Genomic DNA, 12703 nt, shown 5'->3' on the forward strand with positions numbered 1-12703 from the left:
CAATAGGCTTGGCTCCGAGGTGGTAGAGCTTATGCCGCTGACTGGCGAGGCTGGACTCGATATCTCGAAGGCTTTGTCGGCCAGAAATCTGGGACATCGCAATGCCAATGAACTGATCCCAGCGTGAAGCAGAACGGAGCTTTTGCCCTACATGATGCTCACGGGCCGTTCGCTCGAAATCATGTCTGGACAAGGGCTGGAGCAACTGATGAAACGCGGTGTTATGATGAGACAAAGCCTGAATCCTTTGTGAGTAGAGTGTTTGGTCGCACTCTCATTTTACTCACTCGGATTCAGGCTTTTTCATTTACTGCTATTTATGGGACAGCAGTGGCCCAGCGGCTCCCTTCTTTTACGTTTTAGCGCGTTTTCACTGAGGGGGTAATACCGATGCCAGATGGAGAGGCGCAACGTCGCAGTGCTCGATCATCATGAAAACTTCACGGATCTTCGGGGTGACGTCGTCAGGAAAACGGCTTAATCGAGAAGCAGTGACCATCTGGAAATCCTGTTGCACCAGAAAGGTGGGTGTCAGGGGCGATACCTGGATATAGGTCTTATCACCGATGGTCCGGGCGATGTAGATATCGCCATCCAGCCCATATCTGTTTTCCGGCATTTCGATGCGACCGGTTCGGCAGGGTGCTGGGTTGGACTGCCCGGCCGCAGTGGGGGCACTGACTTCTGTTGGATCAGCGCCTGCTGCAATAGCCTCTGCAAGCCGATCAGCTTCCTGCTCCGCTTGCATTCTCGCGCTCCGTGCATCGGTATCGACTTCAGCATTGGTCGGGTTCAGGGCCAGTTTTTCGTCGACCAAAAACATGATGCCCCTGGTGCCGATAAAACTGACAACCAGCACGATGAGAATCGACTTCAGGACGGTGTTCATCTGTAAGTGTCCATGGCTATCGATTTCCGGAAAACCGGATACTGCATCCATTCAAATTATATCAAAGTATAAGTAAAGCAAGTTTTCGTCGGGAATTCCATTCATATCCGCGGGGCATGTCAGGTCAATAGTAGGAATTGACGGTTGTTTTTAATATTAGTAAAAGCTAAATTAAATTGTATTAATAAAAACAACAGCAGCAGGAGTGATTCATGGCGGATATCGTGATTATCGGTGCCGGCGTTGGCGGTATGCCGATGGCTTATGAGATGAAGGCGTTGGCGCGCCCTGAGGATCGGGTCATCGTCGTCAGTGACAAGGACTATTTTCATTTCGTCCCCTCCAATCCCTGGGTCGCCGTCGACTGGCGTAAGCGAGATGACATCCTGATCCCCCTTGATAAACCACTGAGCAAACGTTCCATTGAGCTGGTTGTGGCCGTGGTGGAAAAGGTAGTACCTGAAGGCAACCGTCTGGAGCTCTCCGACGGACGCAGCCTCACCTACGATCATCTGGTGATTGCGACCGGTCCGCGCCTGGCCTTCGATGAAGTTCCGGGCCTTGGCCCTGAGGGGGAAACTCAATCCATCTGCCATGTGGATCACGCCGAGAAGGCCTGTGAGCGCTGGAAAGTGTTTGTCGAGAAGCCGGGGCCCATCGTCGTGGGTGCCGTTCAAGGCGCCTCCTGCTTTGGACCCGCCTATGAGTTTGCATTCATTATGGATAAGGACCTGCGTGACCGTAAAATCCGCGATCAGGTACCGATTACCTTCGTGACGCCCGAGCCCTACATTGGGCACCTGGGTCTTGATGGTGTGGGCGACAGCAAAACCATGATGGAATCGGAGCTCAGACAGCACCATATCGACTGGATCTGTAATGCGCGCGTTGAAAAGATCGAAAACGGTGTGATGTATGTGGTCGAGTGTGATGAGCAGGGCGAGGAGAAGAAACGCCACGAGTTGCCGTTTGACTATTCAATGATGTTACCGGCTTTTACCGGCATCGATGCGGTGCGTGGGGTGGAGGGGCTGGTGAACCCCCGGGGCTTTGTGATTATCGACGACTACCAACGCAACCCGACCCATCCCAATATCTGGGGTATCGGTGTCGCTGTAGCCATCGCCCCAAAAAAGCCTACCCCGGTACCTACCGGGGTGCCCAAAACCGGTTTTATGATCGAAAGCATGGTGACGGCCACCGCCTTGAATATCCGCGCCGAGCTGGATGGCGAACCGGCTTCCTCCCGGGCGAGCTGGAATGCGGTCTGTCTGGCCGATATGGGGGATACCGGGATCGCCTTTGTGGCCATGCCCCAGATCCCGCCACGTAACGTCAACTGGATGAAAAAGGGCAAATGGGTGCATCTCGCCAAGGTGGCGTTTGAGAAATACTTCATGCGCAAGGTCAGCCATGGCCAGTGTGACCCGATCTACGAGAAGGTTGTGCTGAAATCACTGGGGATCGAAAAGCTAAAATCCCAGTGACAACTGCTCTGATGGCGGCGTCTCGTCCAGGGTGACGCTGATGCCGACCAGGCGCACACGTCTTCCGGCGGCCCGCGCGTAAGCCGTATTCAGCACCGCGTCGAGAATGTCGCTGCGAAGCTGAACGGCCTGGCCGGCGGCCGTAGTCTGCTGAAAATCATGAAATTTCAGTTTGACCGTCACCGACTTGAACGTACGGCCCCGGAGTCGTTTCCGGAGTTCGGGCAGGAGGCTTTCGAGCACGTCGCGACACTGCCCCGAGGTGACCAGATCCCGCGCCAGGGTGGTTTCCACGCCAACGGATTTGCGCTCTCGCGACGGTTGTACCGGGCGGTTATCAATGCCCCGGGCACGCTGATAGAGGCTGTGTCCAAACTTGCCAAACGCTTCGGTCAACGCTTCCAGCGACCAATTCAGCAGGTCGCTTCCCTGTTTCAAACCCAGCGACTCCAGTTTTTCAGCGGTTCTTGGCCCGACGCCCGGGAACTTGTGCAGGGGTAACGCCGCCACAAAGGATTCGACCTGATCGGGCGTGATCACGCATTGGCCGTTGGGCTTGTTCTCGTCCGAGGCGATTTTGGCCAGAAACTTATTAGGGGCGATGCCGGCTGATGCGGTCAGTCCGGTTTCCTCCAGGATTTCACGGCGAATCTGCTCGGCAATTAATGTGGCACTTCCCCGGCACGCCCTGCAATCACTGACATCCAGGTAGGCTTCATCAAGCGATAGCGGCTCAATCAACTCGGTATAGCGGGCAAACACTTCGCGTATCTGGGCCGATACGGCCTTGTAAACCGACATGCGTCCCGGAATCAATATCAGCTCCGGGCAGCGGCGCTTGGCTTCGGCACTGGGCATAGCCGAATGAATACCGAAGCGGCGCGCTTCATAGCTGCAGGTGGAAATCACGCCCCTGGAATCCGCTTTACCGCCCACGGCGATCGGCTTGCCTTTCAGAGCGGGGTTATCCCGAATTTCCACTGAGGCGTAAAAAGCATCCATATCCACATGGATAATCTTTCGCTGCATTATCGGGCGCCTCGCGAGGTGTTAACCCCCGGTACGCTATTTGGAGTACACTTGCGTCGCATGGATTTGTGTATAAGGGAGCTCAACGTGTTTTTCAACAATAATAAAATTAAACAGCAACTTGCCGGTATGGAAGCGACGCTGCAGGAGATCCAGGCAGATAACCGTCGCCTTGAAGCAGAAAACGCGCGTTTACAGGAGCAGCTGGCCAGCCAGGCGAGTGCTCAGTCTCAGGACGCAGGGTACGAACAGCAGCTGTGTGGCGCCTGGATTAAAGGGGGGCAGCTGATTCAAGCGACCCGGGAAAGTATTGCCGGCAGCGCGCAGTCCCTGCTTGATGAGCGCGAGGGACTGAATAGTTCGCGGACTATTTTTGATGAAAGCCGCGGTGCGGTCCAACAGATTCTTTCGCAGATCCATCAGATCCGCAACGGTGCGCAGGAAAGTACCGGCAAGCTCAGTGAGCTTACATCCCTGGCCGATCAAATTGAGAAGTTCGTCTCGGTCATCACGGATATCTCCGATCAGACCAATCTGCTCGCATTGAATGCGGCGATAGAAGCGGCCCGGGCCGGTGAATCCGGCCGTGGATTTGCCGTGGTAGCTGATGAGGTTAGGAATTTGGCGCGCAAGGCCAGCGATGCCAGCAGCGAGATCGCCGCGCTGGTGAATAAAATCGTTGTCAGTACTCAGGCCGCCAGCGGTGATATCGGTTCAGTGCAAACGGCGAGTGAAGAGGTGGTGGCGTCCGCGGAGCAGATCCGGGCCGGTATGGATCAAGTCGTTAGCCTGTCTGGCCGCATGCGCGAGGTGATCAGTAACAGTGCCTCCGACGCGTTTTTTGAGACCGTCAAACTCGATCATGTGGCCTGGAAAAACAATATCTATGATGCGCTGATTAATGGCCGCGCCACTCATGAACAGGCGGTGGCGGACCATACGGCCTGTCGTTTGGGCCAGTGGTATTACATGGGCGAAGGTGCGCAGCGCTACAGTGAACTGCAAAGCTTTCATCGCCTCGAAGCACCCCATGAGGCCGTGCACCGGTCGGGCCGAGCGGCGCTTGATGCGGCGGCGGAAAACCGGATGGCAGATACGGTGCGTCACCTGGCGGCCATGGAGGAGGCGAGCCTGAAAGTTGCGGAAGTGATTGACAGTATGGCTCAGGAAGCGGAGCGCAGCCTCAGCTTCTAATCCTCCCAGACCTCCCTGACCGGTTCCCCGAAGTCGTCGTAGATTATTTTTTTACGGGGTTTGCGCGGAGCCGCGCGGCTTTTGTCGGGTTTATGTGCGGACTTGCTGCGACGGGCGTCGACGGCGGCCATCACGTCCATCAGTGGAGTGCGTGGCTGCGCGCCCCTGCCATCGGTAAATGGCGGGTGATAGGCGCTTCGTTCGTCCAGTCCGCTGGCACCCTGTGTGACTTGCTGAATTTCACCGCCGTCGCTGACATATTCAGCAACCTGTCGTTCCAGCTCGCGGCGTAGATCGGCTTTAGTGACGCGTTTACTCATGTCGGCGATTAGACCGCTTTCCGGCTTGGTTGTCACCCTCCTGCGTGGTTGAGACAGTATCTGTTGAACTGCTGTGCTGGGCCAGTACACAGGCGTAGATGCGATGTACCTGCGCGCTGAAGTTCTCCACGCTATGCGCCCGGGCGCAGTCCAGCGCCTGGCTCGAAAGGGCTTGGTGTTTGCTGTCGTCCAACAGCAGAGATTCTACCCGGTCGCACCACTGGCTGCGGTCGGGGGCGGTTTTATAACCGTTTTTGTCGTCAGTGACGATATCATCGATGCCGCTAGAGCGAACTGCGACAACCGGCATGCCCGCGGCCATGGCCTCCAGTACGACCATGCCCTGGGTTTCAGAGCGTGAGGCGAAGACAAACAGATCTCCAAGACGACAGTACGCGGCCAGCTCATCGGGCGGGACCGCACCCAGCAGCTGTACCTGATTCGCCAGGTCCAGAGTCGCGATTTTCCGCTCCAGTCGTTCGCGCTCCTGGCCATCACCAAGAATCAAGCAGCGGAAGCTGACCTGGCCACGCTGTTTCAGCTTAAGCAACCCTTCAATCAGGAAATCGATATCTTTTTCCCGGCTCAGGCGGGAGATGCTGATCAGTACCTTTTCATTGCCCAGTTTGAGCTCCGCCCTGCGCTTATCGATCTGTGCTTGCGGTACATCCCTGAACCGGTTGAACTCAATGCCTGTGGGCTGCACGAACACCGGCTTTTTGACGCCAATCATGCGCAGGTACTCCTCTGCAGACTCGGTGGGTACGATGACCCCGTCGCAGCGGTTGGCAAACCGGCGTACCAGACTGTGAGAGACCAGATTACGGAAGAGTGGGCCGGGCAAGGGCACGTAATGGGCGTAGTGCTCCAGCCGGGTATGGTAGGTATAGATCGCCGGAACTCTGAGTCGCCGTGCGATAAACAAGCCTGCACTGCCAAGCCAGAACGGGTGGTGGACATGGATCAAGTCAGGCTTGAACCGGAAGATACGGGTGTAGATTCGAGGTTCAAAGATGTTTGCCAGTCGAAATTCGCGCTTCTTACCCAGGGGTAGCAACGCACCGGCGCGGATTGTTTCGTCCTCGTCTTTAGCGGGTGAGTCGTAGCCCGGTGCTACAACCCGTACCTGGTGACCGCGCTCTTTCAATCCCCGTCTTAAGCGATCGATTGAGATGGGTACGCCCCCGATAAAGGGCAGGTAGTTGTTGGTAAACATGGCTATACGCAATGATTTATCAAGGTAAGGCTCGGGCTCCACGTCGTAGCTGGGGTAGTAGTCACGGTCAACGAAGATAGCGCTATACAGCCCGGTGCCCACAAGGACTAACGCACTCACGAGCAGAATAAAATTGAGATACCCCACATAAAAAAGCGAGTGGATAAAGAACCAGAGTCCTTCCAGAGTCCGCCAGATTGGATGCTGGCCGGAGTCCAGCCGGACGGGCTCGACGCTGACTCCGCTCTCGTTAACAGTAACCAGCGTATAGTGATAGAAACCCTGGTCGGTACTGGGCACAAAACCACCGCCCCCGCCCGTCATAATATAGCGCGTCCCCTGGGGTTGCTGGCTGACATAGAGCGGCAGACCGGTTGAAAAGGCGGTGTCGACGTTATGGGTTTCGGCCAGCATGACAAAGGCGTTGCGCAGAGTGTCCGGGAACAGGTATTCAAATTCGATCCCCAGTGGAGAAGAATCCTCGACCGGACGCAGGGCGTAATCGCTAAACAGGAAGGTGTGCGGTTGCCGGTTAGCCTGAAGCTCCTCTTCAAGCCAGCGTAACTGCCACTGGGGGCTTGTTTTACCGGTACTGTCGAGGAAAATAAAACGGCTGTTCCCGGCCGCAAAAGAGAACAGGTAAGGGCCAAAATGATCGTAAAAGCGAAAGCCCCCTAAGCGACTGTTCTCATTTTCCCCGAAGGTCAGCAAATAGGGTATCTCAAGACGCGAGAGGGTTCGGTAGAGGGCGCGGTACTTATCTTCTCCACCGCTGCTGACGGCATCGCCCGCCGAAATCATAAAGTCGATATCGGCGCTGTTCAGGCGCGGTATGATCTTGCGCTCAAAAATACCGATCGAGTTGTTGATATTACCGACAACGGCGAACCTGAACTCGTCGCGTCCTGCCAGTGCCGCCTCGATCCGTTCTACCTGCGTGGCATGGATTGCGGAAAAATCCTGCTCGAAGAAATTCAGATAGATCTTGTAGATCACCAACAGGGCAACGATCAGGGCATTGAGATAAAAGAGGGCGCGTAACCGTGGTTTAGTCATTGGGCCTCGGCCTGAAAACGGTGTGGAGAGTGACAGGAACGCCGATCAGCATGCCCAGATGAATGGTTAAAAAACGCCAGACGAGGATGGTCAGCACCAGATCACCGGACTGCACCAGTGCGGAGAAGAACAGGCCAAACACCCCCTCGGCGACGCCGGAGGCGCCGGGTGTCGGGGCGAAATACATGATAAACGTTGTGACAACGAGAAGGCCCAGCGTCAGCCCGTAGTCCACATCATAATCCAGGCCCCAGAGTACCACGGCCGGGAAGGAGAACAGCGCCAGAAGAAAGCCTGCCGTAAATAGAATCGCCAGCAAAGCGTAGCCGCACTGACCTTGAAAGAAAGCGCGGCATGCGTAGCGAAAGCGCAGCAGTTCACGACGGATAAAGAAATGCCAGCGCCCGCGACGCTGTTGGTTGATGAGGTGAAAACGACTCAGCAACAGAATCACTTGATCGGCGGTGGCCAGAAGCCAGCGCATGCGCCAGAGCAGCACTGCGAAAAAAAGCAGGTAAGCGGCCGCGAAGAGCGCCAGGTAGGCAGCCAGCTGATCGCCCAGCGGGCTCTCCCGTAAAGGCGGCAGCAGTAGAAGCAGTAGCGGGGTCGGTAGAAAAATAAAGAAAACTGCTTGTAGCGTTCTCAGCGTGGTAGCCGCTGTCGCCGCACCCAGGTGAACGCCCTGATGACGAAGGTACCAGATCTGGGCGACGCCGCCGCCTGTCGCCATGGGCGTTACATTGGAGACGAGCAGGTTGATGAATACGAGCCGGGTCTGAGCCAGCAGCGGAATTCGGTAGCCCAGTGCGCGCAGCGTAAAGTAGAGACGCAATCCATCGCAGGTGAAGTAGAGCAACAACAGTAAAGCGAGTGCTAGAAGAAACAACGGGTCGAACAGCCGACCATCCAGCGCGGGCCGCTCCAGATCGAGCTCGCTGACCATCACGTAGGGCACTGCGGCGCTCAGTGCAATGAACAAGGCCGTGAAAAGGAGCAACCTTTTCAGCGAGGGGCGCTGGGAGGGTTGTGCGCTCGAGTCCCTGATGCGATCTCTCCTAAGGTGGTGTTAGCTCTATTGTGGGGTGAGCGGCCAGGAAATCAACCCTTGATAAACAGTGGTTTATCGATAATGACCCTCTGGTTATAAGGGGCAATAGGGGCTATATTGTCGGCCATAAGCAACTTTATTGTTTCTCGGGCAACCTCTGTGTAGTCACGAACTTTACTATACTGAGTCGCACACAGGTTAGATCGACACGCGCCTCTCTCCATGTCGGTCGACTGCCCTGATATCGATGTTACACCCGGTTCGGGAGTACGAGACGCGATGGATTTTTCGGGCAGAAGTAGCAGGGGGCTCGCTCTCCTGCTTGCTGGCCTCACTTTGCTGATAGTTGCACTGCTGCTGATTCCCGAGCAGCCGCTCCCGGTTTGGTGGGTTACAGTCCCAGTCATATTTATGGGTAGCCTGACCCTTTGGTTGGTTCAGGTGTATCGCCGCTCGTTTCATGCCCAGCGGTGGGACAGGTTGACCCGTCGGTGCCGGGAGTTGCCCTATCTGGGCGTTGCGCTGCTGGATCTGGATCATGAACAGTGGAGCTGGAACAACCGGTCGATGGGACGGCTGCTTGGGGTGGATCCGGATCGAATGAGCTGGGCGTCGTTTCACGCGCTGCTGGTTGAGGCTGAACGGGAGGCAGCCACCGACATATATGTTCGGTTTAAGCGTGGCGAGTTGAGCTACCACCATGTGGAGCACTGGTTGGTGCGTCAGAACGACCAGGTGCGGCGGTGTCTCGAATTTGATCTGCAGCTGATCAGGGATGAAGAGGATTGCCGTTACCTGTTGGCGACCGCGTACGATATCACCGAGCAGAGGCTGGCGCTTAACTTGCTGCAGCGTCAGCGCGATCTGTATGAAATGCTGTCTCAGACCAATCAGGCCATCGTCCGGGCGCGGGATCGTCAATCGCTGCTGCAGTCGATCGTCTCCATCGCGGTTCGTCAGGGGCATATTCATCATGCCTGGATCGGTTCCTATCGCGACGAGAAACTGGTGCCGTTAGTTTGGGAGAGTGAGAACGAGGCCGAGCTGCTCCAGGTGCTCAATGCGGTGGACAAAATCGGTGAAAAGGCGCCCACTATTCAGGCGCTCAAGGCGAACCGGATTCAGATCTGGAATGTGGTCGATGAAACCGTTCAGATGGATGATCAGACTCGGCGTCTGGCACGTTTGGGGGGGATTCAGGCAGTTGCGGCGCTGCCTCTGCACCAGGAGGGTGAGCTGGTCGGCAATCTGACGCTGTACTCCAGCCAGCCCTACTTTTTCGATCAGTGGGTGATGCGAACCCTGGCGGAGATGGCCAGTGATATCAGCTTTTCATTGGCCAATCTGGCACGTCGCCAGAAGCTGGAGACCGCCAATCAGATCATTGAGTCAAGCTCGGTCGTGGTATTGCGTTGGTCTCTTTCGGCACCGCACACGATTCTGTTCGTCAGCGGCAACGTCAAGCGCTGGGGCTATGAGGCAAACGCGTTGATAGGACGTCCACTGGACTCGTTGATCTTTGCGTCGGATCAGGCCCGTTTCTGTCAACTTTCGGCACAGGTGGTCAGTGACAGCCAGCAGCGTTTTCGGCTGCTCAGTGCCGATGGAACGGCGCGTTGGGTCGAGGCGCAGCTGGTTGCTCATAGCGGCGCGGAAGGACCGGAAATTGAAGCGTTGATCAGGGATGTGCAGGCACGCAAAGAGCATGAAGAGCGTTTGCAGCTGGCCGGTGCGGTGTTTCAGAGCACCCGTGAGGGTGTCGTGGTAACCGATGACGAGCAGCGAATTCTCGAGGTGAACCGGGCCTTTAGCCAGCTGTTAGGCTATGAGCCGTCCGAAGTCATCGGAGAGACGCCCCGTCTGTTCAGTTCCGGTCGGCACGATGCGGCCTTCTACCGCCGAATGTGGGACAGCCTGGACCGGGATGGCAGCTGGCAGGGTGAAATCTGGAACCGGCGTAAAGATGGCACCTTGATTCCGGAGCTGCTGACGATCACGCGGGTGGATGACCCGGACGGGGGCGAGCGGCGCTATGTAGCCGTATTCGCTGATGTGACTGAGATCAAGCGCTCGTCGGAGCGGATCGAGTTTCTGGCCCACAACGATCCGGTGACGGAACTTCCCAACCGGACTCTATTTCTCTCCTTGTTGGATCAAGCGCTGCGCTCGAGTCATCGACATCAAAACGAAGTTGCGCTGCTGATTCTTGATCTGGACCACTTCAAGGATGTGAATGACAGCTATGGTCACGCCGTGGGTGATGAACTGCTGCAGCTGATAGCGGTTCGAATGGGGGGCTATCTGCGTGAGAGTGATACCCTGGCGCGTTTGGGCGGCGATGAGTTCGGGGTCATGCTGGTGGGTTCCGGGCGTCGCTTTGACGCCAGCCGGGTAGCCGAGCACCTGATCGCGCTGATGTCTCAAACCTGCAAGCTCTCGAACGGGGTGGAGATTAAGCCGGGTGTCAGCATCGGTATCAGCCTGAGTCAGTCCCGGAAGGCGTTGACCGCTCAAGACATGCTGCAGGAGGCCGATGCGGCGCTATATCGTGCCAAGTCACTGGGCCGTGGCTCCTACAGCTTCTTCTCCGAGGAGCTGACAAGAGAGGCCGCGCGTCGCGTCGAGCTGGAAGTCAAACTACGCCGTGCGATTGAGAATGAGCAGCTTGAAGTCCACTACCAACCTCAAGTTGATATCGTCAGCGGCAACATTGTCGGTGCTGAAGCCCTGGTCCGCTGGCCGGATGCGGAGCGGGGATACATTCCGCCGGCCGAATTTATCCCCCTGGCCGAACAGTCGGGTCTGATCAATATCCTGGGTGACTGGGTGCTGCAAGAGGTGTGCAGGCAGGGCGCTCAATGGATTGCGCAGGGACACCCTCCGCTGCCCTTGGCGGTCAATCTGTCGCCGGGACAACTGCGCAGCGAGCGGTTGACAGAGCGCATTGCAACCATTCTGGAGCGGTGCGCATTGCCGGCGCAGTGGCTGGAGCTTGAGCTGACAGAGGGGGCGTTGATGCACGACCCGGACACGGCTGAACTGTTACTTTCCCGTCTGCGTAAGCAGGGGATGCGACTGGCGCTGGATGATTTTGGAACCGGATATTCGTCTTTGGCCTATCTGCGTCGCTTCCCGCTGGATGTGCTTAAAATCGACAAGTCCTTTGTCGATGCGCTGCCCCACGAGCCCGAAGGGACTGCAATTGCCCGCACGATCGTGGCGATGGGACGCAGCCTTGGCATGCGGGTACTGGCTGAGGGGGTCGAGACTCAGGAGCAGCTCGATGCTTTACGGGCGATGTCATGCGATACCTACCAGGGCTACCTCTGTAGCCCTGCGTTACCGCCGGAGCAGTTTATCCAGTTCGTCAGTCGTTCACGGCAATCGCTTCCAGTCGAGTGACCCATTCATCCTTCCTGTGATCGGGCAGGAAACTGGCTGTCAGACTGTTCCGGGCCAGTTGGCGAGCCTGAGATTCAGTCATGCCGAGGGCATCCCGGACCGCGATAAAATTATCCAGCAGGTAGCCGCCGAAATAGGCCGGGTCATCCGCGTTAATGGTGATGCACAGGCCCTGATCCAGCAGCGCCATCAGATTGTGATCCGCCATTGTCCGGAACACCTTCAGCCGTGTATTGGATAGAGGACAAACGGTCAGTGGGATGAATCGCTGTTTGAGCTCGTCGACCAGGTCCGGATCGTCGGTACAGCGCACGCCATGATCAATACGTTCCACCTGCAACAGCTCCAGCGCTTCGCGAATATAGGCCGGAGGCCCTTCCTCTCCAGCGTGGGCGACGACATGAAACCCCAGCTCCCGTGCCTTTTGGAATACCTGCTGAAACTTGCTAGGCGGGTTGCCCTGTTCGGCACTGTCCAGTCCTACTCCAATGAAGCGGTCGCGAAAAGGCATAGCCGATTCCAGCGTTTGCAGGGCTGATGCTTCACTCAGGTCTCGCAGGAAACTCAGTATCAGGGCATGGGTGATTCCCAGTTTCTGTTCGCCGTCTACCAGTGCCCGATGAATACCTTGAAGCGGTACTTCAATGGGTAAGCCCCTTTGCGTGTGGGTCTGTGGATCAAAAAACGGTTCCACATGGACAACGCCATCGTCGGCACACCGTTGCAGATACGCCCAGGTCAGATCATAAAAGTCCTGTTCCGTGCGCAGTACATCGGCACCTTGATAGTAGAGGTTCAGAAAAGACTGCAGGTTGTCAAAGTCATAGGCCGCTTTCAGGGTTGCCACGTCCGGGTAGGGCAGTTTGATCTTGTTGCGATCAGCCAGGGCAAACATCAGTTCCGCTTCCAGCGTGCCCTCCAGGTGGAGGTGAAGTTCCGCTTTGGGCAAGCGGCGGATAAAGTCAGTATCGGCATTGGGCATAGTGCTTCTCCGCACAGTGATGTTGGTTAAAGTTTAAGCTGGGCTTGCCGGGCGTCAATCAGAGAGTCTTTTCTTGGCAA

The 12703-nt window shown here is 56.6% G+C and carries 10 protein-coding genes and 1 pseudogene; 4 read left to right on the top strand and 7 right to left on the bottom strand.

Annotation, left to right across the window (positions count from 1 at the left end):
* Together G403_RS24765 and G403_RS0100015 are read right to left on the bottom strand one after the other, a co-directional pair.
* Positions 1–235, bottom strand: a 235-nt coding sequence (locus G403_RS24765; protein WP_156899610.1) for a DUF4372 domain-containing protein, incomplete at its 3' end; no start/stop codon positions are given.
* Between the two features lie 135 nt (positions 236–370).
* Positions 371–889: a hypothetical protein gene (locus G403_RS0100015; protein WP_027852175.1), complete on the bottom strand. Its 519-nt coding sequence runs from the start codon at positions 887–889 to the stop codon at positions 371–373.
* A gap of 212 nt (positions 890–1101) precedes the next feature.
* Here G403_RS0100015 and G403_RS0100020 point away from each other — a divergent pair, with 212 nt between their 5' ends.
* A complete protein-coding gene (locus G403_RS0100020; RefSeq protein ID WP_027852176.1) occupies positions 1102–2376 on the top strand; it encodes an NAD(P)/FAD-dependent oxidoreductase in 1275 nt (424 codons plus the stop codon).
* Here the strand turns inward: G403_RS0100020 and dinB are convergent.
* Positions 2362–3405 (bottom strand): DNA polymerase IV, encoded by a 1044-nt coding sequence (gene dinB / locus G403_RS0100025; protein WP_036231899.1) that lies wholly within the window; start codon positions 3403–3405, stop codon positions 2362–2364. The two genes, G403_RS0100020 and dinB, sit on opposite strands and share 15 nt — an antisense overlap.
* Positions 3406–3534: 129 nt before the next feature.
* Here dinB and G403_RS25830 point away from each other — a divergent pair.
* Together G403_RS25830 and G403_RS25835 are read left to right on the top strand one after the other, a co-directional pair.
* Positions 3535–4173: pseudogene (locus G403_RS25830) on the top strand (methyl-accepting chemotaxis protein); the annotation flags it as partial.
* A gap of 33 nt (positions 4174–4206) precedes the next feature.
* A complete protein-coding gene (locus G403_RS25835; protein WP_425411688.1) occupies positions 4207–4599 on the top strand; it encodes a CZB domain-containing protein in 393 nt (130 codons plus the stop codon).
* On the opposite strand, the gene G403_RS0100035 is transcribed toward G403_RS25835, so the two are convergent.
* From G403_RS0100035 to G403_RS0100045, 3 genes are read right to left on the bottom strand one after another with little or no spacing between them, the layout of a single operon-like run.
* A complete protein-coding gene (locus G403_RS0100035) occupies positions 4596–4919 on the bottom strand; it encodes a hypothetical protein (RefSeq protein ID WP_027852179.1) in 324 nt (107 codons plus the stop codon). The two genes, G403_RS25835 and G403_RS0100035, sit on opposite strands and share 4 nt — an antisense overlap.
* Positions 4912–7191: a glycosyltransferase gene (locus tag G403_RS21555; RefSeq protein WP_084403869.1), complete on the bottom strand. Its 2280-nt coding sequence runs from the start codon at positions 7189–7191 to the stop codon at positions 4912–4914. The genes G403_RS0100035 and G403_RS21555 overlap by 8 nt, the downstream gene beginning before the upstream one ends.
* Complete coding sequence (locus G403_RS0100045; protein WP_342665420.1) at positions 7184–8188, bottom strand: lysylphosphatidylglycerol synthase transmembrane domain-containing protein; 1005 nt, start codon at positions 8186–8188, stop codon at positions 7184–7186. Before G403_RS0100045 ends, G403_RS21555 begins: the two co-directional genes overlap by 8 nt.
* A 462-nt stretch (positions 8189–8650) precedes the next feature.
* Here G403_RS0100045 and G403_RS24220 point away from each other — a divergent pair, with 462 nt between their 5' ends.
* Positions 8651–11641: a bifunctional diguanylate cyclase/phosphodiesterase gene (locus G403_RS24220; RefSeq protein ID WP_169719868.1), complete on the top strand. Its 2991-nt coding sequence runs from the start codon at positions 8651–8653 to the stop codon at positions 11639–11641.
* Here the strand turns inward: G403_RS24220 and G403_RS0100055 are convergent.
* The gene (locus tag G403_RS0100055; protein ID WP_027852181.1) at positions 11607–12623 is read right to left on the bottom strand and encodes an adenosine deaminase; all 1017 of its coding nucleotides are present in this window, start codon (positions 12621–12623) and stop codon (positions 11607–11609) included. The genes G403_RS24220 and G403_RS0100055 overlap by 35 nt on opposite strands.
* Between the last annotated feature and the right edge of the window lie 80 nt (positions 12624–12703).

The organism is Marinobacterium litorale DSM 23545 (assembly GCF_000428985.1).
GTDB lineage: Bacteria > Pseudomonadota > Gammaproteobacteria > Pseudomonadales > Balneatricaceae > Marinobacterium_D > Marinobacterium_D litorale.

Bases quoted from the DNA above. Each gene is read 5' to 3' on its own strand.
- G403_RS0100035 (WP_027852179.1), bottom strand. From the start codon at position 4,919: ATGAGTAAACGCGTCACTAAAGCCGATCTACGCCGCGAGCTGGAACGA.
- G403_RS21555 (WP_084403869.1), bottom strand. From the start codon at position 7,191: ATGACTAAACCACGGTTACGCGCCCTCTTTTATCTCAATGCCCTGATC.
- G403_RS0100015 (WP_027852175.1), bottom strand. From the start codon at position 889: ATGAACACCGTCCTGAAGTCGATTCTCATCGTGCTGGTTGTCAGTTTT.
- G403_RS24220 (WP_169719868.1), top strand. From the start codon at position 8,651: ATGGGTAGCCTGACCCTTTGGTTGGTTCAGGTGTATCGCCGCTCGTTT.
- dinB (WP_036231899.1), bottom strand. From the start codon at position 3,405: ATGCAGCGAAAGATTATCCATGTGGATATGGATGCTTTTTACGCCTCA.
- G403_RS25835 (WP_425411688.1), top strand. From the start codon at position 4,207: ATGCGCGAGGTGATCAGTAACAGTGCCTCCGACGCGTTTTTTGAGACC.
- G403_RS0100055 (WP_027852181.1), bottom strand. From the start codon at position 12,623: ATGCCCAATGCCGATACTGACTTTATCCGCCGCTTGCCCAAAGCGGAA.
- G403_RS0100020 (WP_027852176.1), top strand. From the start codon at position 1,102: ATGGCGGATATCGTGATTATCGGTGCCGGCGTTGGCGGTATGCCGATG.